At 63.1% G+C, this 23,705-nt stretch carries 20 protein-coding genes; 11 read left to right on the forward strand and 9 right to left on the reverse strand.

The window, feature by feature from the left end; genetic code table 11:
• The first annotated feature begins 61 nt into the window (after positions 1–61).
• The 3 genes from NKK51_RS15330 to proC are packed head-to-tail and all read left to right on the forward strand — an operon-like array spanning position 62 to position 3,250.
• Complete coding sequence (locus NKK51_RS15330) at positions 62–1,060, forward strand: glycosyltransferase family 2 protein (RefSeq protein WP_352553692.1); 999 nt, start codon at positions 62–64, stop codon at positions 1,058–1,060.
• Positions 1,029–2,375, forward strand: a complete 1,347-nt coding sequence (locus NKK51_RS15335) for an O-antigen ligase family protein (RefSeq protein ID WP_128302662.1) — start codon at positions 1,029–1,031, stop codon at positions 2,373–2,375. Before NKK51_RS15330 ends, NKK51_RS15335 begins: the two co-directional genes overlap by 32 nt.
• A gap of 59 nt (positions 2,376–2,434) precedes the next feature.
• On the forward strand, positions 2,435–3,250 hold the full coding sequence (gene proC / locus NKK51_RS15340; RefSeq protein WP_128302663.1) for a pyrroline-5-carboxylate reductase: 816 nt from the start codon (positions 2,435–2,437) through the stop codon (positions 3,248–3,250).
• A gap of 13 nt (positions 3,251–3,263) precedes the next feature.
• Here the strand turns inward: proC and NKK51_RS15345 are convergent, their stop codons facing one another.
• The 3 genes from NKK51_RS15345 to NKK51_RS15355 all read right to left on the reverse strand — a co-directional run bounded on the left by NKK51_RS15345 (position 3,264) and on the right by NKK51_RS15355 (position 5,278).
• Positions 3,264–3,656, reverse strand: a complete 393-nt coding sequence (locus NKK51_RS15345) for a type II toxin-antitoxin system VapC family toxin (RefSeq protein ID WP_352553694.1) — start codon at positions 3,654–3,656, stop codon at positions 3,264–3,266.
• On the reverse strand, positions 3,656–3,898 hold the full coding sequence (locus NKK51_RS15350; protein ID WP_352553696.1) for a type II toxin-antitoxin system VapB family antitoxin: 243 nt from the start codon (positions 3,896–3,898) through the stop codon (positions 3,656–3,658). Before NKK51_RS15350 ends, NKK51_RS15345 begins: the two co-directional genes overlap by 1 nt.
• A 66-nt stretch (positions 3,899–3,964) precedes the next feature.
• A complete protein-coding gene (locus tag NKK51_RS15355; protein ID WP_352553698.1) occupies positions 3,965–5,278 on the reverse strand; it encodes an NAD(P)H-dependent oxidoreductase in 1,314 nt (437 codons plus the stop codon).
• Positions 5,279–5,617: 339 nt separating this feature from the next.
• Here NKK51_RS15355 and NKK51_RS15360 point away from each other — a divergent pair, with 339 nt between their 5' ends.
• From NKK51_RS15360 to NKK51_RS15370, 3 genes are all read left to right on the forward strand, one after another.
• Positions 5,618–7,024, forward strand: a complete 1,407-nt coding sequence (locus tag NKK51_RS15360) for a PTS galactitol transporter subunit IIC (protein WP_352553700.1) — start codon at positions 5,618–5,620, stop codon at positions 7,022–7,024.
• Between the two features lie 73 nt (positions 7,025–7,097).
• Positions 7,098–7,559 carry a PTS sugar transporter subunit IIA gene (locus NKK51_RS15365; RefSeq protein ID WP_127267974.1) on the forward strand — a complete coding sequence of 154 codons (462 nt, stop codon included), beginning with the start codon at positions 7,098–7,100 and terminating at the stop codon, positions 7,557–7,559.
• A gap of 17 nt (positions 7,560–7,576) precedes the next feature.
• Positions 7,577–7,864: a PTS sugar transporter subunit IIB gene (locus NKK51_RS15370; protein ID WP_023809203.1), complete on the forward strand. Its 288-nt coding sequence runs from the start codon at positions 7,577–7,579 to the stop codon at positions 7,862–7,864.
• A 33-nt stretch (positions 7,865–7,897) separates the two neighbouring features.
• On the opposite strand, the gene NKK51_RS15375 is transcribed toward NKK51_RS15370, so the two are convergent.
• The 3 genes from NKK51_RS15375 to NKK51_RS15385 all read right to left on the reverse strand — a co-directional run bounded on the left by NKK51_RS15375 (position 7,898) and on the right by NKK51_RS15385 (position 14,155).
• Complete coding sequence (locus tag NKK51_RS15375) at positions 7,898–9,292, reverse strand: multicopper oxidase family protein (protein ID WP_352553702.1); 1,395 nt, start codon at positions 9,290–9,292, stop codon at positions 7,898–7,900.
• A gap of 103 nt (positions 9,293–9,395) precedes the next feature.
• On the reverse strand, positions 9,396–13,205 hold the full coding sequence (gene metH, locus NKK51_RS15380) for a methionine synthase (RefSeq protein WP_352553704.1): 3,810 nt from the start codon (positions 13,203–13,205) through the stop codon (positions 9,396–9,398).
• A gap of 131 nt (positions 13,206–13,336) precedes the next feature.
• On the reverse strand, positions 13,337–14,155 hold the full coding sequence (locus NKK51_RS15385; RefSeq protein WP_352553706.1) for an alpha/beta fold hydrolase: 819 nt from the start codon (positions 14,153–14,155) through the stop codon (positions 13,337–13,339).
• A 190-nt stretch (positions 14,156–14,345) separates the two neighbouring features.
• Here NKK51_RS15385 and NKK51_RS15390 point away from each other — a divergent pair, with 190 nt between their 5' ends.
• Genes NKK51_RS15390 through NKK51_RS15410 form a run of 5 tightly spaced genes read left to right on the forward strand, consistent with a single transcriptional unit; the run spans position 14,346 to position 18,969 of the window.
• Positions 14,346–15,599, forward strand: a complete 1,254-nt coding sequence (locus tag NKK51_RS15390; RefSeq protein WP_352553708.1) for an ABC transporter substrate-binding protein — start codon at positions 14,346–14,348, stop codon at positions 15,597–15,599.
• A gap of 3 nt (positions 15,600–15,602) precedes the next feature.
• A complete protein-coding gene (locus tag NKK51_RS15395; RefSeq protein WP_352553710.1) occupies positions 15,603–16,340 on the forward strand; it encodes an ABC transporter ATP-binding protein in 738 nt (245 codons plus the stop codon).
• A complete protein-coding gene (locus tag NKK51_RS15400; RefSeq protein WP_127269236.1) occupies positions 16,337–17,050 on the forward strand; it encodes an ABC transporter ATP-binding protein in 714 nt (237 codons plus the stop codon). The genes NKK51_RS15395 and NKK51_RS15400 overlap by 4 nt, the downstream gene beginning before the upstream one ends.
• Before the next feature lie 12 nt (positions 17,051–17,062).
• On the forward strand, positions 17,063–17,938 hold the full coding sequence (locus NKK51_RS15405; protein WP_127296621.1) for a branched-chain amino acid ABC transporter permease: 876 nt from the start codon (positions 17,063–17,065) through the stop codon (positions 17,936–17,938).
• On the forward strand, positions 17,935–18,969 hold the full coding sequence (locus NKK51_RS15410; RefSeq protein ID WP_023809212.1) for a branched-chain amino acid ABC transporter permease: 1,035 nt from the start codon (positions 17,935–17,937) through the stop codon (positions 18,967–18,969). The genes NKK51_RS15405 and NKK51_RS15410 overlap by 4 nt, the downstream gene beginning before the upstream one ends.
• Positions 18,970–18,993: 24 nt before the next feature.
• Here NKK51_RS15410 and NKK51_RS15415 read toward each other — a convergent pair whose 3' ends face one another.
• The 3 genes from NKK51_RS15415 to NKK51_RS15425 form a co-directional block, all read right to left on the reverse strand.
• The gene (locus NKK51_RS15415; protein ID WP_352553713.1) at positions 18,994–20,310 is read right to left on the reverse strand and encodes a M20 family metallopeptidase; all 1,317 of its coding nucleotides are present in this window, start codon (positions 20,308–20,310) and stop codon (positions 18,994–18,996) included.
• A 58-nt stretch (positions 20,311–20,368) separates the two neighbouring features.
• Positions 20,369–21,274, reverse strand: a complete 906-nt coding sequence (locus NKK51_RS15420; RefSeq protein WP_352553715.1) for a MurR/RpiR family transcriptional regulator — start codon at positions 21,272–21,274, stop codon at positions 20,369–20,371.
• A 170-nt stretch (positions 21,275–21,444) separates the two neighbouring features.
• Positions 21,445–23,085 (reverse strand): peptidoglycan L,D-endopeptidase MepK, encoded by a 1,641-nt coding sequence (locus tag NKK51_RS15425; RefSeq protein ID WP_502902466.1) that lies wholly within the window; start codon positions 23,083–23,085, stop codon positions 21,445–21,447.
• Positions 23,086–23,705: the final 620 nt, after the last annotated feature.

Here is a 23,705-nt window from a genome sequence, read left to right on the forward strand (position 1 = left end):
TTAACGAAACCTTATCACCGTGGTGCTACCAGAGCCCAACTCACCATGTGGCTGGACACGGATGATCCCTTTGCCATCGGACGGTTCGGTATCGATTGCTGGACGCACGCCGCGGCTTGACGTCGAGGCCGTCGAAGCCGTCATCACCTTGCCTACCTTCAAGCGTCCCCAGCAGGTGCTGGAAACGCTGGCGTCGCTGCGCGCGCAGCAAACCGGCAGACGCTTTGCCGTGATCGTCATGGAAAACGAGGCCGAGGCGCGGGCTGGCGCCAAGGCAGCGCTGCCGCTGTTCGAGCGGGGCGAAATGTCGGGCTTAGCGATCATCGCGCATGAGCGCGGCAATTGCAGCGCCTACAATGCCGGCTGGCAGACGGCCATCCTGCAATTCCCGAACTTCAGGCATCTGCTGGTCATCGACGATGACGAGATCGCCGATCCGCAGTGGCTGGAACGGATGTGCCACGCTGCCGAAACGCTCGGCGCCGATATCGTCGGCGGCCCGCAGGTGCCCGTGTTTGCCGACCCCGCCCATGCCAGATGGGCAGAGCATCCGGTGTTCGCGCCGCCTTACCGGGAAACCGGACGCGTGCCGGCGCTCTATTCGTCCGGCAATCTTCTGGTCGGGCGCAACGTGCTGATCGCCATGGGTCCGCCCTTTCTCGATCTCAGATTCAACTTCATGGGCGGCGGCGATTCCGACTTTCTCAGCCGGTCGGCGCAAAAGGGCTTTGTTCTGGGTTGGTGCGCCGAGGCCAAGGTGCTGGAAACCGTTCCGGCGCGGCGTATCGAAGCCGACTGGATCCGTGCCCGCAGCCTGCGCAACGGCGTGATCTCGACACTGGTCGAAAAGAAGAAGCGTGCCGGCACGCCAATGGCCGGCGCCAAAGTGTTGCTGAAGAGCCTGGCACTGCTTGCCGCTTCGCCCTTTCGCGGCCTGATCCGGCTGGCGCGGACCGGATCGCCTGATATCGCCATCTACCCCGTCCATGTGGCGCTGGGCCGCGTGCTGGCCGAATTCGGATATGCCAATGAGCAATACCGCCAGCCTGAGAAAAACTGAGCACGCGCCGCTCAGCGCCGCGTTCACGCGCGAAGGCGTGGCCACCGCCATTGCCGCGCTGCTGTTCACCGTCATCATGGTGTCCTTCCGGCCGTTCCAGCCGGGCGGCGCAGAACTTACCGGTCAAGGCGGCGACATCGTCAACCAGCTTGGCTTCGGCTCGCTCGGCGCCATGTCGATCTTCTCGCTGATGGCCTTTGCCGATCCGCGCGTCGTGCGCTCGCTGCTCAGCCCATCCTGGGTGCTGATGCTGGGCTTCTTTTTCCTGTCGGTGGTCCTGTCGACCGATCCGCCTTCGGCGATGCGCGCCGCCTCCTTCACCCTGATCGGCATCCTGACGATGGCGACGATCCTGGTGCTGCCGCGCGACGCCGAAGCCTTCTCGAAGGTGATCATCTTCACCGCCGTCGTGGTCATGGGCCTTTCCTATCTCGGCCTCATCGTCTTTCCGCACGAGGCGATGCACACCGCCGACTCGCAGGAGCCCGAGCATGCCGGCCTGTGGCGCGGCGTGTTCACCCACAAGAACATCGCCGGGCCGATCATGGCCTGCCTCAGCTTCGCAGGCCTCTATCTCTACCGGCGCGGACAGCGCTACTGGGGCGCCGGGATCTTCCTCGCAGCAATGATCTTCATGCTGCACACCGGCTCCAAGACGACAGCCGGCCTGGTGCCGTTCTCGATCCTGATCGTCATGTTCCCGAGCCTGATAGGCATGCGGCTCGGCACGCCGATCCTGTTTGCGCTGGCGATCGTCGCGACAGCGGTCGGCACGCTGGGCATCGTCTTCCTGCCGCCTGTAAAACATCTGGCGGCGATCTATTTCCCCGGCATGACCTATACCGGCCGCACGACGCTGTGGGAGTTCGCCGGCAGCATGCTGGCGAAGAAGCCATGGACCGGCTACGGCTATGAAAGCTTCTGGGGCACGCCGCTGCTGCTCAACCAAGATCAGCCCTTCGACCGGCCGTGGGACATCAGGACCATCGTGCACGGCCATGACGGCTATCTCGACATCGCCGTGCTGATGGGCATTCCGGCACTGTGCGTGGCGGTCTACACTTTCCTCATCGCGCCGCTACGCGACTACATGCGAATTCCGTTGCGCAGGGAAAACATCTTTCTCGGCGACTTCTTCATGATGGTGGTGCTGTTCACGGCGCTGAACGCCTTCCTCGAAAGCTTCTTCTTCCATCGCGGCGACCCGGTCTGGCTGTTCTTCGTGCTCGGCGTGCTTGGCCTCAGGCAAGTGTCGCTGCAGCCAATCGCGGTACGCGATCCCGATCGTGGCTCGCGATCTTTCCGTCCATCCTGACAGGGCTTCCCCAGGGAAGCGCCAGCGTCTATGTGATGGCTTCCTTCGGAGGGCTTTCGATGACGATCAGACTTGTTCTCGCCGGCTGCGGCAATATGGGCTACGCCATGCTCTCGGGCTGGCTGAAATCCGGCAAGCTTGCGCCATCAGCGGTCTTCGTGGTCGAGCCCAATGCCGATCTGCGCAATCGCGCCGCAGCGTTGGGCTGCGGCACATCAGCCGATGCCGGCGATATTCCAGCAGACGCCGTGCCCGATCTCGTAGTCATCGCGGTGAAGCCGCAGGTGATCCGCGATGTCACCTCCGCCTACAAGCGTTTCGGCGACGGCCGCACCACCTTCGTCAGCATCGCCGCTGGCACGCCTGCCGCCACCTTCGAGGAAATCTTGGGCAACCGCGCGCCGATCGTGCGCTGCATGCCCAACACGCCCGCGGCGATCGGCAAAGGCATGATGGTTGTGTTCTCAAACAAGCTCGTGTCGGATGACACCAAGCGTTTCGTCGCCGACCTTTTGTCAGCGAGCGGTGAAGTGGCCACCATCGACGACGAGGGCCTAATGGACGCGGTGACCGCCGTGTCCGGATCGGGACCGGCCTACATCTTCCATTTCATCGAAGCGCTGACCGTCGCCGCCGAGAAGGCCGGTCTGCCGACGGCGACCGCCAAGTTGCTCGCCATGCAGACCGTCTACGGCGCCGCCTCGCTCGCCGCCGAAAGCGGCGAGGAGCCGGGCGTGCTGCGCCAGCAGGTGACCAGCCCCAAAGGGACGACGGCCGCGGCGCTGGAGGTGCTGATGGGCGAGGACCGGCTGACAAATCTGCTGACGCAGGCGGTGGAGGCGGCGCGGTTGCGGTCTGTCGAGCTGGGGAAATAGAGCGGACGTCCCGCTAAGCGAGATTCGTACGCGAAAAATCATTGCCCTTGTAGAGCAACACTGAGCCGTGGCTCTTCGCGCAAGCGTAGGACAGGCAATCGGCGAGATTGAGCTGTGCGGGATGCCCGCGTCCCTTTCCATAGTCTGAAAAGGCCTGGACCGCGAGCTTGGCGTCACCAGCGTCGATCGGCACGATTTCGATTTCGGCCTCACGCAGAAACGCCTCTATCGCCGCTTCCACAACAACAGGCTCGACAGCAAGCATGGTGGAGAGCCGCATTGCTGCTTCGAGCACGACTAGTGCTGAGGTTATTTTGCGTGGTGTTGCCTGGATTCGATTGCTCCATTCGCCGGCGTCCCCTTCTCTCGAAAGAATTGCGACAACCACCGAGGTATCAACGAACATCAGGAATGTCCCCACATGTCGTCGATCTCATCCTTACTTACAGGGCGGCCGCCCTGGCCGGCTTTGGCCTTAAGATCCTCGGCGATGGCAGCAAGTCGATCCGCTAGAGGAACGCGTCCGCTTTCCCGTTTCAATTCAGACTCAAGCGCTTCGATGACCGCCTCGGTCATGGAAATCTTGCGTTTGGCGGCGAGCCGCCGCGCCAGTTCGCGGGCGCGCGGATCCCTGATCTGGAGGTTCATTGGCCTGTCCTCAGTGACATTTGCCACTACAAGATAGTGCATTCGTCATGACAGTGCCACAACGGACTATCTTCCGTACAGCATCTCGTCCTGCAGCTGGCGCAAGGCGAACAGCCTTGTCGTCTGGTCGGGCGCCGCATTGTCTGACGTCAGCAACTCACCTTTCCTGACCGGTTTCAGCACCTTGCCGCCCTCGAGCAGGCCGACCGGCACAGCGCGCCGGGCGCGGGCTTCGCCGACGGTCATGGTCCAGGAGCGGTAGCAGGTCTCGCCGATCGCATCGAAGGTCTCGCCGGCGGCAAGGTCGCGCTTGGCGACGGCGCAGACTTCGGCGACCGGCCGCGGCAGCGGCACCATGTCGGGCTTGCCGAAAAGCACGATGCGGGCGGCGGTCAGCGGCACCTCCAGCGACGTCAGATGATAGGGCCGGAACAGGCTGTAATAGGGGCCGTGGCCGACATGCAGATCGTCCATGCGCTCGATGATGCGCGGATGCGTCGCCTCGACGATGACGAAGACGCCAGGCGCGACGCCTTTGCCGACCGTGTAGTCGACGACGCCTTTCTTCAACAGCAGACCGCCATCCTCGCGCGGGATCAGCACCTTGGCGAGATCATCGCGGTCGGCCTTGGGGCCGTGCATACCGGGCACGTCGGGCACCAGCCCGGTGGCGTTGGCGATGGCGCACATCTCGACCATGGTCTTGGAACCGTCGACGAACTCGACCAGCATGCGCGGGTTCATGTTGCGGCGGATGGCTTCGGCGCGATAGTCGTCCGGTACGGCATCGTGTTTGAGCGGGTTGTTCTTGCCCTTGCCGGCCGAGACGATGGTCAGCCCGAGCGCCGACGCGAATTCGATCAGTTCCATGCAGCTCGACGGCTCGTCGCCCGCACCCAACGAATAGACGACGCCAAGCCGGTCGGCCTGCTGCTTCAGATAGCAACCGATGGTGACGTCGGCCTCGACGTTCATCATCACAAGATGCTTGCCGTGCTCCATCGCCATGAGGTCGAAGTCGGCGGCGACACCCGGCTTGCCGGTGGCGTCGATGACGACGTCGATTAACGGATTGGTGACCAGCATCTCGTTCGAGGTGATGGCGATCTTGCCGCTCTCGATGGCGCCGGTGACTTTCGACGCGGTGTCGGCTTCGACCGCCATGGCTTCATCGCCATAGGCGATGCGGATGGCATCGCGCGCGGTGTGCGGGCGGCGCGTCGAGACGGCGCAGATCGAAATGCCTGGCATCAGCATGCCTTGCGTGACCAGATCGGTGCCCATTTCGCCCGAGCCGATGACACCAATGCGCACCGGGCGGCCTTCGGCGGCACGCCTGGCGAGATCACGGGCAAGGCCGGTCAGGGCGACGTTGGTCATGCAAGAATGTCCACAGCTTCGTGATTTGGGATCGGATAGCAGGGAACGGGTTCTATTTGCCAACGAAACCCGGTCTCGACCGGCAATTTCCACGAAATCGTCTCGGAAGGGACGTCCTTCGGGGCTCGATTGGCCGAAGCGCAACCAATTGACATCGCAGCGAACAACCCCAATAAAACATTCGTTTGTCAACAAAGGCAAATGTTCACCGACGCGACAGTCGGGAAGCATTCGCCTCTGGCGCAAATTGGGGAGTGTCTTTGCGCCACGGCGTCAAAGGCTGGATGGAGCATCATTGCGAGGCGTCGAGCGAAGGCTCGCGGCTCCAGGGGAGGAAAAATGGATACTGTTCTCGCGGGCCTCAAAGGGGCCATCGATACGCTTGGCCCGACGATCCTGCTGCCGATCGTCATTTTCATCATCGCCGTGGTTCTGGGCGCCAAAGTGAGCAAGGCTTTTCGCGCCGCCGTCACCATCGGCGTCGCCTTCATCGGCATCAATCTGGTGCTTGGCCTGATGTTCACGTCGATTGGCGACGTCGCCAAGGCCATCGTCACCAACACCGGCATTCATCGCGACATCATCGATGTCGGCTGGCCCTCCGCGGCCGCGATCGCCTTCGGCTCATCGGTCGGCCTTTGGGTCATTCCGGTCGGCATCCTGGTCAACATCGTGCTGCTGCTGACACGCATGACGCGCACGCTCAATGTCGACGTCTGGAATTTCTGGCACTTTGCCTTTGTCGGCTCGCTGGTGGTCGCCGCAACCGACAATCTGGCCTATGGCATCGCGGTCGCAGCACTTGTCGCAGCACTCTCGCTGCTGTTCGCCGACTGGTCCGCGCGCGCGGTGCAGCAGTTCTACGGCGTGCCCGGCATTTCGGTGCCGCATCTCGCCTCGGCACAGATCCTGCCGATCGCCATTGTGCTCAACTGGATCATGGACCGCATTCCCGGGATCAACCGCATCAACATCAACACGGACACCATCGAGCGCAGGTTCGGCGTGTTCGGCGAACCTGTCGTGATGGGCCTCATCATCGGCCTCGTGCTTGGTGCGATCGCCTTCTACAATGCGGGTGATCTCAGCGTGGTGCTGGCAAAGGTTCTGGGCACCGGCATGACGCTGGCCGCGGTGATGCTGCTGCTGCCGCGCATGGTCAAGATCCTGATGGAGGGGCTGATCCCCGTCTCCGACGCCGCACAGGCGTTCGTGCGCAAGCGCACCGGTGACCGAGAGCTTCTCGTTGGTCTCGATTCGGCGATCCTGATCGGCCATCCGGCCGCGATCTCGTCGTCGCTGATCCTGGTGCCGATCGCAATCATCCTGTCCATCATCCTGCCGGGCAACCGCGTCATCCTGTTCGCCGACCTCGCGGTCATCCCCTTCATCGTCGCCATGACCGCGCCGCTGGTCAAAGGCAACGTGTTCCGCATGGTGGTGATCGGCACGGTGACGCTGGCCATCGGCTTCTACGTCGCCAACGCGCTGGCGCCGCTGTTCACAAGCGCTGCTGTCGCATCGGGCTTCAAGCTGCCGGCGGACGCGCTGCAGATCACCTCGGTGGTCGACGGCTTCCTGTGGGTGCCTTACGTGGTCATCGAGGCGATCCAGGGGATGGGGCTTGTCGGCATCATCGTGATCGCGGTGGTCATCGCGGCATTGTTTGTCCTCTACCGCCGCAATCCGCTCGGCTGGGAGCGGGCCGCAGGCGCCGAGGACGAGCCGGCCGAAGAGACGGCCTGACCTGATAGCGTCCACCCTTTAAACCGATCGTGCGCCCTTTCCGGGGCGCACGATTTCATCGACGGAGCAAAGAATGTCCGACGGCCTCATGCAGCTTCTGGACCCCGACGCGATCGTGCTCGGATCCGATGCCTCGACCAATGAGGAGATCATCCGCATCCTGGCGGGCCGGCTGGAGAGACTTGGCTATGTCAAAAGCAGCTATGCCGACGCGGTCGTGCGCCGCGAATTGACCATCCCGACCGGACTGCCGCTGGAACGCTCCGACAATGTCGCGGTGCCGCACACCGATCCGGAGCATGTGCTGAAGCCTGGCATCGCGATGGGCACATTGAAGCAACCAGTCACCTTCGCCAACATGGAGGATCCCGACGAGATGCTGCCGGTCGGCTTCGTCTTCCTGCTTGCCATCAACGACAAGGACAAGCAGATTGAGGCGCTGCAGGCCGTCATGGCCACCATCCAGAACCCGCAAGCCTTGGATGATTTGAGGTCGGCCAGAACCCTCGAAGACGTGCGAGCCGTACTCGGCTGAAACAAGGAGAAGCAGAGATGTCCAGACAGAAAACCATTCTCTTTGCCTGCGGCACGGGCATCGCCACCTCGACCGCGGTCAATGTCGCCGTCACCGAGGAAATGAAGAAACGCGGCCTCACCTTCAACGCCCAGCAGGCAAAGGCCACCGAAGTGCCTGGACTGGCCGACAATGTCGACTTCATCGTCGCAACCACACCGATCTCCGCTTCGGTGACCAAGCCGGTGATCAAGGGCCTCGCCTTCCTCACCGGCATCGGCAAGGACAAGGTGCTGGACGAGATCGAGGCGCAGTTGCGCAAATGACGGCACAGACGCTACGCGCAGGCTGACGCGGCTTCACACCACCCTGACATAGCTCGTCATTCCCGATTTCTGGTGCTCGATGATATGGCAGTGCAGCAGCCAATCGCCGGGATTGTCGGCGACGAAGCCGAGCTGAACCTTCTCGTTGGGCTGGATGAGATAGGTGTCGGAAATCGCAGGCTGAACCTGGCGCGTCGAGGATGACAGCACCTTGAAGCTCATGCCGTGCAGATGCATCGGATGGGATTGCGGCGTCAGGTTCTCCATGTCGATGACGTAGCTTTGGCCAAGCTTCAGTTCGGCCAGAGGCGCGGTCGGATCCTTGGTGTCGCCGGGCCACGGCACTTTGTTGATGGCCCAGAAACTGTAGCCAAGCGAACCGCAGATGCCATCGCTCGGGACGTTTTCCGCCGTGGCGCTCAGTGCCAGGGAAATATGCCTGGCGCTGGCGAGATCCACTTCCGCCACCGGATTGAGCTCCAGCGGCGCGAGATCGCGAATGTCCCGTTTGAGCGAGTTTCCAGTCGCACGCAGGGTCGCCAGGATTTTTGGCTTGGTGCCCCTGACGTCCCTCAAGCTGACGATCGCACCTTCCTCGTCGGGCATGCGTATGGCCAGCTCCATGCGCTGGCCGGGTCCAAGCAGCAAGGCATCGGGCGAAAAACGTTCAGGCACCGGATTGCCGTCGAGCGCCATGACACTCGCCTCCGCACCGTCGATGCGAAAAGCGTAGATACGCGTCACGTCGGTGATGGCGACGCGCAGCCGCGCCAATCCGCCGGCCGGCGCATCATATTGCGGCTGGTCGAGCCAATTGGCGGTGCGCACCGTGCCGTAAGTGCCGGTTCTCGCGGCATCGCGCGGCCGGAACTGGTCAATGAACTGGCCGTCGTCGCCGAGGCGCCAGTCGCGCAAATTGAGGACGATTTCGGCATCGAATTCCGGATCGCTTGGATTTTCGACCACGATAACCCCCGTCAGGCCGTGACCCATCTGCTCCAGCGTGTTGCAATGCGGGTGATACCAGAAGGTGCCGGCGTCGGGCGGCGTGAAGGCGTAGTCGAAATGATCGCCGGTGTAGACGTAGGGCTGGACCAGGAACGGCACGCCGTCCATCTTGTTTGGAACACGAATGCCGTGCCAGTGGATCGTCGTCGGATCGTCGATCGCGTTGACAAGGCGCGCGGCGAAGGGCTCGCCCTTTTTCATCCTGAGCACCGGCGGCATTCCGGCGTTGCCATAGGTCAGCACATCCCTGGTCTGGCCGACATCCATCAGCTTCGCCTGGATCTTTGCCGTCTGCAAAACCACCGGCTCAGGCGTGGCAGCGGCCCAGCCGCCAAGCCGACCCATGGCCGAAAGCCCGACCCCGCCCGCCCCGGCAACCGCGGCCGCTTTCAAAAGCCTGCGGCGTGTGAGTAAGGTCATTCGGCGCTCCAACTGCAAAGGCGACTGCCCGCGAAGGTGTAACCGCCGCGCCATGGATCACAAGCCGGGAACCCGCGCAAATTCTGTTGAGGGCATGCCGTCGCTATTCAGCCGCCTCGGCGTAGTGTGCCGGCACGTAGTTGAGGATGGGGCCAAGCCAGCGCTCGACCTCGGCCAATGGCATCGCCTTGCGGCGTGCATAATCTTCGACCTGGTCGCGTTCGACCTTGGCGACGCCGAAATAGTAGCTTTCGGGATGCGACAGATAGATCCCCGACACGGACGAGCCCGGCCACATCGCATAGCTTTCGGTCAGGCTCACGCCCGCATTGCCCTCACCGTCAAGCAGCCGGAACAGCGTCGCCTTCTCGGTGTGATCCGGCTGCGCCGGATAGCCGGGCGCCGGACGGATGCCGCGGTAAGGTTCGCCGATCAGCTCGTCGGGCGCCAAGGCTTCGTCGGGAGTATAACCCCAGAATTCCTTGCGCACCTTCTCGTGCATGCGCTCGGCAAAGGCTTCGGCGAAGCGGTCCGCCAGCGCCTTGACCATGATCGACGAATAGTCGTCGTTCGCCCGCTCGAACCGTTCGGCGATCGCCACCTCCTCGATGCCGGCGGTGACGATGAAGCCGCCGATGTAGTCGGGCTTTCCGCTGTCGGCCGGCGCGACAAAATCCGACAGCGCGACATTGGCCTTGCCGTCGCGCTTGGTCAGTTGCTGGCGCAAGGTAAAGAAGGTCGCCAGTTCCTGCGACCGCTTTTCGTCCGTGAACAGCCTGATGTCGTCGCCGACGGCATTGGCCGGCCAGAAGCCGATGACGCCGCGCGGGGCGAACCATTTTTCGGCGATGATCTTTTTCAGCATCGCCTGCGCATCCTCGAACAGCTGGCGCGCGGCGGCGCCTTGCGCCTCGTCTTCGAGAATTTTGGGATAACGGCCCTTCAGCTCCCAGGTCTGGAAGAACGGCGTCCAATCGATGTAGCGCGCGAGTTCGGTGAGATCCCAGTTCTCGAACACCTTGATGCCGGTAAAAGACGGCTTCGGCGGCTCGTAGGCAGACCAGTCGATCCGGTGCGCATTGGCCCTCGCCTTGGCCAGCGGCAGCCGTTGCTTGTCGGCTTCGGAGCGGGCATGTGCATCCGCGACCTTCTTGTATTCGGTGCGCACCGTGTCGACATAGCCGCCCTTGCTCTCGTTCGACAGCAAGGACGACACGACGCCGACCGCCCGGCTGGCGTCGGTGACGTAGACCGTCTGCCCCTTGCTGTAGCGCGGGTGGATCTTCACCGCCGTGTGCACGCGGCTGGTCGTCGCGCCGCCGATCAGCAGCGGAATGTCGAAGCCTTCACGCTCCATCTCGGCGGCCATGTGCACCATTTCATCGAGGGATGGCGTGATCAGGCCGGACAGGCCGATGATGTCGACATTTTGGTCGCGCGCCGTCTGCAGGATTTTCGCTGCCGGCACCATGACGCCGAGATCGATGATCTCGTAATTGTTGCAGGCCAGCACGACGCCGACGATGTTCTTGCCAATATCGTGGACATCGCCCTTCACCGTCGCCATCAGGATCTTGCCCGCGGTCTGGCGTTCGCCATTGTCGATGCCGTTGGCGGCGTTGGCCACCTTCTCGGCCTCCATATGCGGCAGCAGCCCGGCCACCGCCTGCTTCATCACACGCGCCGACTTAACCACCTGCGGCAGGAACATCTTGCCCGCGCCGAACAGGTCGCCGACGACGTTCATGCCGGCCATCAGCGGGCCTTCGATGACATGGAGCGGGCGCTCGGCGGCAAGCCGCGCTTCCTCAGTGTCGGCGTCGATGAATTCGGTGATGCCGTTGACCAGTGCATGGCCGATCCGCTGTTCGACAGTCCATTCGCGCCAGGCGAGATCGCGCTCCTGCGCTTCCTTGCCGGCCGTGCCCTTGAAGCGTTCGGCGATCTCCAGCATGCGTTCGGTGGCGGTGCCGCCGGCCTTGGGCATGCGGTTGAGCACGACATCCTCGCAGGCTTCGCGCAGTGCCGGCTCGATCGTATCGTAGACGGCGAGCTGACCGGCATTGACGATGCCCATGTCCATGCCGCGCTGGATGGCATGGTAGAGGAACACGGCATGCATGGCCTCCCGCACCGGCTCGTTGCCGCGGAACGAGAAGGAGAGGTTCGACACACCGCCGGAAATGTGGACATGCGGCAGCGTCGCGGTGATCTCGCCCGCCGCCTCGATGAAGTCGACGCCGTAATTGTCGTGCTCCTCGATGCCGGTGGCGATGGCGAACACGTTCGGATCGAAGACGATGTCCTCGGGCGGGAAGCCGGCCTGTTCGGTCAAAAGCTTGTAGGCGCGGGTGCATATCTCCACCTTGCGCGCTTTGGTGTCGGCCTGGCCATCCTCGTCGAACGCCATGACGACCACGGCGGCGCCATAAGCGCGCACGAGCCTTGCATGATGCAGGAATGCCGCCTCGCCTTCCTTCATCGAGATGGAGTTGACCAGCGGCTTGCCCTGCACGCATTTCAGGCCAGCCTCGATGATCTCCCATTTGGAACTGTCGACCATGACCGGGACACGGGCGATGTCCGGTTCGGCGGCGATCAGGTTGAGATACTCCACCATCGCCTTCTTCGAATCGATCAGGCCTTCGTCCGTATTGATGTCGATGATCTGCGCGCCATTGGCGACCTGGTCGCGCGCCACGTCGAGCGCGGCGACATAGTCACCCGCCGTGATCAGCTTCCTGAACTTGGCCGACCCGGTAACATTGGTGCGCTCGCCTACATTGACGAAGGGAATTTCGTCCGTCAGCGTGAACGGCTCCAACCCGGACAGGCGCATCTTGCGCTCGATGTCGGGAATGGCGCGTGGCGGATACTTTTTCACCGCCTCGGCGATGGCGCGGATGTGCTCGGGCGTCGAACCGCAGCAGCCGCCGACGACATTGACCAGTCCCTCGCGGGCAAACTCCTCGATCTGCGCGGCCATGAAGTCCGGGCTCTCGTCATACCGACCGAATTCATTGGGCAGGCCGGCATTCGGATAGGCGCAGGTGAAGGTGTTGGCGACGCCTGAAATCTCGGCCAGATGCGCGCGCATGGCGTTGGCGCCGAGCGCGCAGTTGAGGCCGATGGTGAACGGGCTGGCGTGGCGCACCGAATGCCAGAAGGCCGTCGGCGTCTGGCCCGACAGCGTGCGGCCGGAGAGGTCCGTGATGGTGCCCGAAATCATCACCGGCAGGCGCACGCCCTTCTCGATGAAGATCTCTTCCGCTGCAAAGATCGCCGCCTTGGCGTTCAGCGTGTCGAAGATGGTCTCTATCAGGATGATGTCGGCGCCACCGTCGATCAGGCCGCGCAGCTGCTCGCCATAGGCGAGGCGCAGATCGTCGAAGGTCACGGCGCGATAGCCGGGATTGTTGACGTCGGGCGACATCGAGGCGGTGCGGTTGGTCGGCCCGAGTGCACCGGCGACAAAGCGGCGCTTGCCGTCCTGCTGCTCGGCCCGAACAGCGGCGCGCCGCACCAGCCGCGCGCCATCGCGGTTCAGCGCGTAGACGGCATCCTCCATGCCGTAATCGGCCTGGGCGATCGAGGTCGAGGAGAAGGTGTTGGTTTCGAGGATATCGGCGCCTGCGATGGCGTATTGATAGTGAATCTCCTCGATCGCCTTCGGCTGCGTCAGGATCAGAAGATCGTTGTTGCCTTGCTGGTGGCAGGCGCAGCCGGCGAAGGCCTCGCCGCGAAACTGGTCCTCGTCAAAGCCGAGGCCCTGGATCTGCGTGCCCATGGCGCCATCGAGGATGAGGATGCGTTCGCGTGCTGCTGCCGTCAGCGCGGCAAGCACTTCCGAGCCGTCCGGTTTTGCCGCGACGGGGCCGAACAAATCGTCCAGCGATGCAGAATTCTGCGACATTTTTTATCCCTTTGGCGACAGGCCTTTTCATGTCACATAAGGATATCTTTATGTCAATATACGGTAGGTGCGCGTGATTGTCACCCACCTGTCTCGAAGGCGGGGTCTGTGGCGCCGGTTTTCCGACGGACCTACGCTCTGTCGAAGCTTGCCAGGAAGCGGGCGAAGACCGGATTGAAGCGATCCGGCGAATCCCAGAACGGCGCGTGGCCGGATTTGTCGAGCAGATGGGCCTTGCCTTCCCATAGATTGGAGAATTTCACAGCGGAGACGAAATCGATGTTGACGAATGGCTCGTCGATGCCGTTCAGAACGGCGATCGGCGGCGTCTTGCCGGCCACGATCTCGCGCTGGTTCCGCCCGGTGCCGGCCGCGAACTTTTCGAACATCAGGCGCCGCGCCCTTCCATCGGTGCGCGCCACCGTGTCGATGAGAAACGGCTCGAACGGCTCGCCGCAGGTGCTGCGCGCATAGGCCTCGACATCCGCGTCAGTGAAGGTTTCCTGCCCGGCAAGGTGCATATGCGGGCTCGGCTTGAAGCCGTTGCCGACCTCCTCGGGCGAGACGGGCGGCGTGCCGGTGATCATCAGGCCAAGCAGGCCGGGAAAGCGGTCGATCATCTCAAGCCCGATATGGCCGCCGAGCGACCAGCCGAAGACGATGGCCTTGTCGATGCCGAGCAGCCCGAGCACTTCGGCCATGGCATCGGCATAGCCTTCCATGCTGTAGGAACGCTCCGGATCGATCGCATCGCCGGACGCTCCGTGGCCGGGCAGGTCCGGAGCGATGAGGTGGTAGCGCTCGCCCAACGGGCCGTCCAACTGGTTGCGGAAAACGGCACTGGAAGATGAATTGCCGTGGATCAGCATAACAGCGGTTCCCTGGCCACTGGTCTGGCGAACAGCGATCTTGCCGTGGCTGGTTTCAAGGGTCTTCTGCGAGATCGTCATTGTCCGCTCCGTCGGGAATTGCCCTGTTTTAATGCAGTTGCGCGGCAAAGCGCCACGGCTTCCAAACCTTTGCGGGAACCATCTTCCCGGCAAGGTTGCGTTGAAAAATCCTTTTCAAATAAGAACAATTATGCGTAGATTGTCAATTATCCAACTCCCGATGAACGGGAGGAAAACAGGGAACAGCACGATGAAGCCCAAATCCGCCGCAAGTCGAATCCGCCATATGCTGATGAGCACGACGCTGATCGGCATGTTTGCCGTGTCAGGCGCCCCCGCCTTTGCCGAAATCGTCAAGATCGGCCTGCTTGCGCCGCTGACCGGCCCTGCCGCGGCGGACGGCCAGGAATTCCAGCGCGGCGTGCAGATGGCCATCGACGAGGCCAACACAGCCGGCGGCGTTGCCGGGGATACGTTCGAACTGGTGGTCGGCGACGTCAAGGATCAGTCCGCCGGCAACGTCACCAGCGCGGTCGAGCGCCTGCTTGGCGATCCGGGCGTGCACTTCATGCTGACCGGCTATGCCAGCCTGACCAATTTCGAGATCGACAACATGGCCGAAGCGGAAATGCCTTACATGCTGGCGGCCACCTCGCAGCAGACCAGGGACATCATCGCGCCGAGCCCCGACAAATACATGTGCTGCTGGTCGCTGACGCCTTCCTTCGACGCCTACAACACCGACGTCACCCTGTTCGTCGAGAAGCTCGCGGCCGACGGCAAGATCACCTTGCCGACCAAGAAGGTCGCCATCATCTCGTCCGACAATGCCTATTCGAAGACCATCTCCGAAGGCATGAAGAAGACCTTCAAGGAGAAGGGCTGGACCATCACCGTCGACGAGATCGTGCCCTTCGGCGAAGTGACCGACTGGCGCTCGATCCTCGCCAAGGTGCGCGAGAACGTTCCCGACGTCGTCATCAACACCGACTATCTGCCGGGCAATTCGGCGTCGTTCCTGAACCAGTTCCTCGAGCAGCCGACCAAGAGCCTCGTCTTCCTGCAATACGCACCGAGCGTTCCGGAGTTCGTCGAACTGACCGGCAAGAAGTCGGATGGTGTCATCTACAATCTGCTCGGCGGCGCGCTGACGACGCCGAAGAACCCGCGCGCCGATGAGGTGGCGGCCAAGTTCAAGGCAAAATACGGCGTCGAGAGCGGCACCTACGGCGTCGGCCTCTACGAAATGACCAATGTCTATTTCGACGCGGTCAAGAAGGTCGGCGGCGCATCCGACCATGGGGCGATCATGAAGGCACTGTCGGAGACCGACAAGCAGGTCGCGGAAGGGCGGCTGAAATTCGATCCCGCCACCCACCTTGCCACGCAGGGCGACGACTATATTCCGATCACCTTCTTCCAGATCTGGGATGGCCAGCGCACGCTGATCTCGCCGGAAAAATACGCCACCGGCGCCTTCAAGCTCCAGCCCTGGATGAAGTAGGGAATGGCCCTGCTTGAACTGGACGACGTGTCGAAGGCCTTCGGTTCGCTGAAGGCCGTCGACGGCGTGTCGTTCAAGGTCGAAGCCGGCGAGATCTTCGGCATCGCCGGCCCGAACGGCAGCGGCAAGAGCACGCTGTTCAACATCATCACCGGCATCCCGTTCGGCCCCGACCGGGGCCAGATCCGCTTTGACGGCCTTGCCATAAACGGCAAATCGGGACACGCCATCGCGCGCCTCGGCCTCGCCCGCACGTTTCAGCGCGAGACCAGCTTCGACGGGCTGACCGTGTTCGAGAACGCGCTGATCGGCGCCAGTTACGGCAAGCAGGAAAAGACAGCGGCCACGGCCCGCAATGCCGCCGCCGAGGCGCTGGAGTTCGTCGGTCTGGGATCTCAGTCGTTCGGCCGGCTTGCCGGCGAATTATCCGTGTTCGAGCGCAAATGCCTGATGCTTGCCACCGCGATTGCCATGCAGCCGCGCATGCTCTTGCTCGACGAGCCGGCATCGAGCCTGACCAAGCCCGAGATCGAGACGTCGATCGGCCTGATCCGCCGCACCGCCGAGCGCGGCATCACCATCCTTCTGATCGAGCACGTGCTGACCTTCCTGATGAGCCTTTCGCAGCATCTGCTGGTGCTCAACAATGGCCGTGTCCTGGCCGCCGGCGATCCGGCAGGCGTAATCGCCGATCCGCGCGTCATCGAAGCCTATCTCGGCACGAGGAGGTCGGCGGCGTGAACCCCATTCTCAGCGTCGAAGGCGTCACCGCCGGCTATGGCCGCGTCACCGTGCTGCACGATATCTCGCTGGAGGCCGGCCGTTTCGGCAATGTCGGCCTGTTCGGCCCCAACGGCCATGGCAAGACGACGCTGCTGCGCGCAGTCTCCGGGCTGCTGCAGCCGAAGAGCGGCCGCATCCTGTTCGACGGGCAAGACATTGCCGGCCGCAGCGCACGCGCCATCGTCGGCGCCGGCCTGATCCATGTGCCGCAAGGCAACCGGCTGTTTCCCGATCTCTCGATCGCCGACTGCATGGCGCTCGGAGCCTATTCGCCGCGGGCCCGGCCGCATGAGGCGGAGAACCGCGAGAAGGTGATCAAGCTGTTTCCGAAACTGGCGGAACGCTGGCGCCAGCGCGTGCGCACATTGTCGGGCGGCGAGCGCCAGATGGTGTCGATCGGCACCGCGCTGATGAGCCATCCGCGCCTGCTGATCCTCGACGAGCCGACGCTGGGGCTGGCACCCAAGATCAAGGACGAACTCTGCGCCTCCGTCATGGATATTTCGCGCGGCGGCGTGCCGCTGATCGTCGTCGAGCAGGATATCGAATTTCTGCTGGAACTGACGCAGCAACTCTACCTCGTCAACCATGGCGCCGTTGCGACCGAGATCAAGCCGGGCGAAAGCCTCGACCACGGCGAGATCATGTCGATGTATTTTGGCCATTAGGAAAATCCGAAGATGAGCGCATTGGCGGAAATCCTGTTCGGCGGCCTGTTCCAGGGCTCGCTCTACGCCATGATGGCGGTTGGGCTCGCTCTCGTCTGGACGACGATTGGCGTGTTCAATTTCAGCCATGGCGTGTTCATGATGCTGGGCGCCTACATCGCCTGGCAGTTGGTCGAACTCGGCCTGCCGGCGGCGGTCGCCTTTCCGATCGCCGTCGTCGTCATGGCCGGCGTCGGCTGGATCCTGCAGGCGAGCGTCGTGCGGCCGCTGATCGGCCGACCCAACATCGTGCTGGTCGTCGTCATCACCACGCTGGCGGCCGGGTCGCTGATCGAGAACGGCGCGCTGACCATCTGGGGACCGCGCTCGAAACAGATCCCGGCGCTGATCGCCGGCAACGCCACCATCGGCGGCGTCGGCGTCTCCCTGCACCAGATCGCCATCATCGTCATCACGCCGCTGATCCTGGCCGCACTTTGGGTGTTCCTCAACCGCACGCGGCTGGGACTGGCGCTGCGCGCTGTGGCGCAGAACGAAGATGCCAGCCACCTTGTCGGGCTGAACGTCACGGCGCTCTATGGGCTGGCCTTCGCCATCGCCGCGTCGCTGGCCGGGCTCGCCGGCATCTTCATGGGCGGCTACCGTTTCATGTCGCCGGTGATGGGCAGCGACCCCCTACTCAAGGCGCTGATCGTCGTCGTTTTCGGCGGCATATCGAGCATATCGGGACCGATCTTCGCCGCCTATCTGATCGGCTTCTTCGAGGCCGCCTGCAGCTATTATTTCGGCTTGTACTGGACGCCGGCGCTGCTGTTCGGCGTGCTCATCCTGACCCTGATGGTGCGCCCCGAGGGCATCTTCGCCAGCCGCTCCCGAGGCCTAGCATGACCAACACGACATCGCCGATCACCCTTGGCCATGCAGAGGCGGCAACCCCGATCGCTCCCGGCCGCACGCCGTGGGAGCAGGAGGCCATCGGCTTCGTGATCGGCTTCGCCTTGCTGGCATTGCTGCCGCTGATCTTCGGCGACACCTATGCCCGCCACATCCTGATCATGGCCTTCATCTATGCGATCGTCGCCTCGAACTGGGACCTCAGCCTCGGCTATGGCGGCGTCTTCAATTTCGGCCATCTGGCGCTGTTCGGCATCGGCGTCTATGCCTACAGCCTGCTGACCAAGCTGGCCGAATTCGACCCGTGGATCGCGCTGTTTGCCAGCGGTGTCATCGCAACCCTGGCGGCGATCCTGGTGACCATCCCGATCCTGCGGCTGAAGGGCATCTACATCATCCTGGTCACTTTCGGCTTCGCGCAGTTGGTCATGCAGGTGATCATCAGCCAGTCCGCCATCACCGGTGGCACGCAAGGGCTGGTGCGCATTCCCGGACTTTACGTGTTCGACCACAATATGGTCCGTGACGGCAAGTCAGCCTATTTCTACATCGCGCTGGCGCTGCTGGTGGCGAGCACGCTGTTCCTGCGCGTGTTCGTGCGCTCACGCGCCGGGGCCAGTATCGTCGCCTTGCGCGACAATGAGGAATACGCCGTCAGCCGCGGCGTCTCGATCGTCCGCCAGCGCATGCTGACGCTTGCCGCGAGCGCCTTCTTCACCGGCATCGCCGGCGCCTTCTACGCCGCCTACCAGCGCAATGCCTCGATCGACGTCTTCGGCATGAGCCTGGCGACCATCATCCTGTCGATGGTGCTGCTCGGCGGCACCAGCACCATTTACGGCGCCATCATCGCTTCGTTCGTGCTGACGATCTTCGCCGAATGGATGGCCGATTTCGGTGCGTGGCGGCCGATGATCACGGCGGTGCTGATCATCGGCGTGATGCTGGCCTACCCGAGCGGCCTGGTCGGCATGATCAAGGCTTCATGGGGCGCCGTCGCCGGACGCCTGAAACGCCCGGCCTGACCGTTTCGGAATAGCGGCTCCGCCTCAGCGGATGCCGCACCAGTCGATGACCGAAGCAGCGATCACCTTGGCGGTCTCGACCACCGATTCGACCTCGACATATTCGTCGGAACCGTGAAACCCGTCGCCTGACGGGCCGAAGATGACACCGTCGACGCCGGCGCCGGCATAGTGCGCGGCATCGCACACGGCGACGAAGCCCCGCGCCTGCGGCGCCTTGCCGACCATGGCCTTGCGCTTCATCAGCGATGTCACCAAGGGGTGATCGACCGATGTGTTCATCGGCGGGAAGTAGAGGCCGCCGAGCTCCCACTGGATCGTCGGCGGGTTGTCGCGCAGCCACGCATCGGTCTGCGCGAAATGATGGACGAACGTCTCGAAGTCGCGGCGGTAGTCGGCCGAGTTCTCATCCGGCAGGAATTTCATGTCGAGGTCGAGCACCGCGACGTCGGGAATGATGGCCGGGTTGGTCATGACGGTCGGCAGGCCGTGTTCGCCAAGGCCGGTGCCGCCATGCATGACGCCGATGTTGATGGTGTTCATGCCGAGCGGCAGCAGCGGATGGGATTTCGCCCGCGTCCGGTCCAGCTCATACTGACGCACGGCGGCAATGAAGCGGGCGGCGATCTCGATGGCGTTGACGCCCGGCTCCAGCCGGTCCTTGTCGTGGCGCTGCGGATAGATCTCGTTGTAGCGCAGCGCCGAATGGGCGTTGCGGCCGCGGATCGTCACCCGCGCCCATTCGAGCCCGCCTTCGACGGGCAGGACATCGCCCCAGGTCGGTTCGGCGACCAGCACCGCCTTGGCGAGCTTGCCCTTCTTCACCGCGTCCATGGCGCCGAAGCCGCCGGCTTCCTCGTCGACGACCGAGTGGATGGCGAGCCGGCCCTGCAACGTGATGCCCGCCTTGCGGATCGCATGTGCTGCGGCGACGCAAGCGGCGACGCCGCCCTTCATGTCGACGGCGCCGCGGCCATAGAGGCGGCCATTGGTGATCTCGCCGCCGAACGGATCGACCGACCAGTCCTTCATCGCGCCGACCGGCACGACGTCGATATGGCCGCACAGGATCAGGCTGCGGTCCTTGTCTCCCGCCCATTCGCCGACCAGATTGGGCCGGCCGGGCAAGGCATCCCATTGCTCGGTCCTGAACCCGTCCTGCTTGAGGATCGGTTCGAGCAGCGCCTGGACATCCGCCTCGCGGTTGATCGCCGGGTTGGGCTCGAATTTGGGATTGACCGAAGGGATGCAAACCATGTCGCGGGTCAGGCCGATCAACCAGTCGCGATCGGTCTCGATCCCAGCCTGCACGGCATCGATGATGGTCTGGTTGTCGGGCATCGTCGCTTCCTTCTCTGCATCGCGGCGCTTTGCAATCGCTGCACTGGGCGCAACGACACTATTTTCTTGTGGTTTTGGATTTGGCGGCGTCGTCGGCCGATGACGACAGGGCGGTATCGAGCGTGACCGCATTGGCGCTGCGGATCCTTTCGATGTCCTCGATGCGCTTGCGAACCCCGGCGCCATGGCCCTCCAGCGCGTGGGCAAACACGGTTTCCATCTGGGCAACGGCCGTCGCCAGCGTGTCGAACGGCGAGTTGGCGTCGATCGCCGCGACCATGGTCAGGTCCGCTATGTCAGATATCGGCGACAGCCAGACATCGGTGAACAGCAGGATGGAGACGCCGCGCTCCTTGGCCTGCTGGGCAAAGCTCACCACGTCCGACTGGTAACGCCGGTAGTCGAACACGACGAGGAGGTCGCGCTTGCCAAGGTCGATCAACAGGTCGAAATCGGCGGGGCTCAACGAACCGATGTCGCGCACGCCGGAGCGGAACTGCAGGAGGTAGCCGGCCAGCATGGAGGCGATATGCCGGCTGAACCGGCCGCCCAGCAGCACGACCTGGCCCTTGCTCTCCAGCAGCATGTTGACGGCCCGCGTGTAGGCCTGCACCGGCACTGCCGTGCGCGTGCGCTCCAAGCTGTCGGAAACCGAATGGAAATAGGCAAGTGCGGTGCCTTCGCTGGAGCCGCCCGGACGCTTGGCCTCCATCATCAAAAGCGGCGAATGCAGCCTGGATTCGACTTCGGTGAGCAGGCGTGCCTGGAAGTCGGCAAAGCCGACATAGCCAAGCTTGGTCATCAGCCGCGTCACGCTCGGGTCGCTGACGCCAGCGCGCCGTGCCAGCCGGGTCGCGGTGCCCAGCCCCGACATCGGATAATCGGCGAGCAGGACCTGGACGATCTTCTCTTCCGCGGAAGTGAACGCCACGGTCGTATTGGCCAGTTCTTCGCGGATCGACATTGTCATCGCCTATCGTCGACGGAAAGACAATTATCTTACAATTTCGCACATGTTTGTCAAACTTGGAACTTTTCTTACAGAACCATCGAGAGTTCGGCATGACTTGCAATCCCATGACAGCCAAGCCAGTCGTGCAACACATCCACGTCGGCTCGAACGAGGGCTTGCGTCTATCTGAAGCTGGCGATGGGCAGGAACTTGACCGCTGAACCGGTGAAGCGTCGGTGATCGGAGGTCTGTCCTCGCGGCTGGAATCCATCGAGATAGATGTGCTCCGGCGCTGTGCGGATGAGATTGGCGGCAATGACGGGCGCCGCCGCAGGGCTGGCTCCGCCGGCGATGCCACGACCCGTCTCAATCAGCCGGCCGGACAACGCTGCCGGCACGATGACCGCGGTAGCTTCGGGATCGAGATTTGGCTGGACACGGTCGGCCTTCGGGCTGGTCCTGACGCGATCTTCGGGCTTCGATTGGGCAACCGAGACCCGCTGGCCGGCCAACCCATTGTGGCCGTCATCGGCGTGGTTCAAGGCCAGCAAGGCAGCGACCGCATCGCCGGATTTGTCTGCGTCAGGCTGGCGCGTCGGCCTTGTCGGGCTTTCCGGCCGCCATGTCGGCAACGGGATGTTGAGCACCACCAGGTCCGGCGCGCCGCTCGCGGGGCCGGCATCCGACTTGCCCGAGGGAATTTCAGCATCGGTTGCTGCTGGATTGGCCAGCTCGGCCCGCGCCGTGGAAGCGTTGGCTGTTGCAAGTGGCGCGATTTGCGGGGTCGGAATGCTGGCCGTTGACCCGGTGCGCGGGGCGAAAGCTGGCAGCGGCACTGAGCCCGGCGCCATCGCCATCACGATCGCTTCAGGCGTCTTTCCCTCCGCTCCGATCGGCGATTCTTCGGCCCGATCGACGGAAGCCGTCTGGATGTCGGCGCGCTGGGCATCCTGTGGCGGCACGATTGCGATGCCGGCGGGCCTGGGTTCAACGGACTTGGCCGGCTTGCGTGGCGCCGGCACCGCTTCGGCGACATCATCGGTCTCGTCCGCGCCGCGCCCACCCAAAAGCGTCGCCAGCAGGCCGCGCGGCCTGCGTTGGCCGCCGTCGGCACTTGCCAGGTCGATGTTGGGCGTGCCGGCGCCCTTGCGCGATTTGTAGGCGGCAAACGCCTGCCCATAACCGGGCAGCGGTTTGCCGTCGCTCGGCACATGCAGCGTATTGCCGTTCGGGAATACCCTTGCGAGTTCCTGGCGGCTGATGCCAGGCCAATGCCGCACATTGCCGACATCCATATGTATGAAAGGCGAACCGGAGGTCGGGTAATAGCCTACGCCGCCGCCCTGCATCTTGAGACCGATGTCGCGCAGCTTCTTCAGCGGCACATCCGGCAGGAAGAAGTCCATCGCGCGGCCAACCATGTGTTGGCTTTCCCGAGCCACGCCCTTCGAGCGGCTGCGCAGCATGGCGTTCGTCGCTGGCGACCGATAGGCGCTGACCACGTGGATATAGGCTGTCGAGCCGCTGGCGCGATAGGCCTGCCAGACAAGATCGAGCAGGCGCGGATCCATCTTCGTCGGTTCGTTGCGACGCCAGTCGCGCAGCATCAAATTGATCTTCTTCAATCCCGCCGGATCATAGCGCCCATTGCGCTTGAACACGATTTCAGCCTTCTCGCCCGTATGGAGATGTTGAATCTTCAAAGCACGCGTCTCCGCGAATGCGCCGGTAACGAACAGACATAAGAACGCTGCCATGATGGCTGGCAGTGTCCAAAGACGGGAAGTACCGGGGGCGTTTTGCACGTTTTCGCTCACGTTCATGCCTTGCACGTTCTTTTGTTTCGGGCGGTTTTAGGTTCCGCCCAGATCAGGAGCCTTTCGGCCCTCTTCCTGACAAGCATGGACTTGACCGACGCAGACGGGCATCCATGCCATAATACGTCATGTCGATGAACAGCATCTTGGTTAATGAATCGTGTCCTGCCGGGAATGCGCTTCGGTTGGAGTTGCCTGTGGCAGCCATCTTCTGGAGCAATGCACCGCCAATGAGGTCCGCCAGCACGACGGCCGCGCCGTTCCCGTGTAGCCGCCTCGCCCTTGCAAGCAGAGGACGAATGTGCGGCAACAAGGATGTTGGAAACTGGTGCTGCGAGAGAGGATTGAACTCGCCTATCGATCCGACAACTTACTGATTTTGCTGATAATTTTCTTGCCACCAATGCCGTCTGTGTACCACCCTTGTGTCTCCGGCGCAAGCGACGCCTGACCCGGTAGGGTCTCAGTTTGAATTTCGGCTGTGGGTGGAATGTTGGCATTCGACCCGTCGATGGGAACGAGCAGGTAGCGCCAAGAGCGGCCATTCCGTACATCAGCTTCGGGCCACGAGCAGGACCGGCGTCACATCCCTAGGTGACCCGACGTAATATTAGGAGTATCTTATG

It is taken from the genome of Mesorhizobium sp. M0011 (genome assembly GCF_040324155.1).
Taxonomy (GTDB): domain Bacteria; phylum Pseudomonadota; class Alphaproteobacteria; order Rhizobiales; family Rhizobiaceae; genus Mesorhizobium.

Coding starts and splice junctions, on each gene's coding strand:
- NKK51_RS15330 (WP_352553692.1), top strand. CDS start 62: ATGATCCCTTTGCCATCGGACGGTTCGGTATCGATTGCTGGACGCACG.
- NKK51_RS15335 (WP_128302662.1), top strand. CDS start 1,029: ATGAGCAATACCGCCAGCCTGAGAAAAACTGAGCACGCGCCGCTCAGC.
- proC (WP_128302663.1), top strand. CDS start 2,435: ATGACGATCAGACTTGTTCTCGCCGGCTGCGGCAATATGGGCTACGCC.
- NKK51_RS15345 (WP_352553694.1), bottom strand. CDS start 3,656: ATGTTCGTTGATACCTCGGTGGTTGTCGCAATTCTTTCGAGAGAAGGG.
- NKK51_RS15350 (WP_352553696.1), bottom strand. CDS start 3,898: ATGAACCTCCAGATCAGGGATCCGCGCGCCCGCGAACTGGCGCGGCGG.
- NKK51_RS15355 (WP_352553698.1), bottom strand. CDS start 5,278: ATGACCAACGTCGCCCTGACCGGCCTTGCCCGTGATCTCGCCAGGCGT.
- NKK51_RS15360 (WP_352553700.1), top strand. CDS start 5,618: ATGGATACTGTTCTCGCGGGCCTCAAAGGGGCCATCGATACGCTTGGC.
- NKK51_RS15365 (WP_127267974.1), top strand. CDS start 7,098: ATGTCCGACGGCCTCATGCAGCTTCTGGACCCCGACGCGATCGTGCTC.
- NKK51_RS15370 (WP_023809203.1), top strand. CDS start 7,577: ATGTCCAGACAGAAAACCATTCTCTTTGCCTGCGGCACGGGCATCGCC.
- NKK51_RS15375 (WP_352553702.1), bottom strand. CDS start 9,292: ATGACCTTACTCACACGCCGCAGGCTTTTGAAAGCGGCCGCGGTTGCC.
- metH (WP_352553704.1), bottom strand. CDS start 13,205: ATGTCGCAGAATTCTGCATCGCTGGACGATTTGTTCGGCCCCGTCGCG.
- NKK51_RS15385 (WP_352553706.1), bottom strand. CDS start 14,155: ATGACGATCTCGCAGAAGACCCTTGAAACCAGCCACGGCAAGATCGCT.
- NKK51_RS15390 (WP_352553708.1), top strand. CDS start 14,346: ATGAAGCCCAAATCCGCCGCAAGTCGAATCCGCCATATGCTGATGAGC.
- NKK51_RS15395 (WP_352553710.1), top strand. CDS start 15,603: ATGGCCCTGCTTGAACTGGACGACGTGTCGAAGGCCTTCGGTTCGCTG.
- NKK51_RS15405 (WP_127296621.1), top strand. CDS start 17,063: ATGAGCGCATTGGCGGAAATCCTGTTCGGCGGCCTGTTCCAGGGCTCG.
- NKK51_RS15410 (WP_023809212.1), top strand. CDS start 17,935: ATGACCAACACGACATCGCCGATCACCCTTGGCCATGCAGAGGCGGCA.
- NKK51_RS15415 (WP_352553713.1), bottom strand. CDS start 20,310: ATGCCCGACAACCAGACCATCATCGATGCCGTGCAGGCTGGGATCGAG.
- NKK51_RS15420 (WP_352553715.1), bottom strand. CDS start 21,274: ATGTCGATCCGCGAAGAACTGGCCAATACGACCGTGGCGTTCACTTCC.
- NKK51_RS15425 (WP_502902466.1), bottom strand. CDS start 23,085: ATGAACGTGAGCGAAAACGTGCAAAACGCCCCCGGTACTTCCCGTCTT.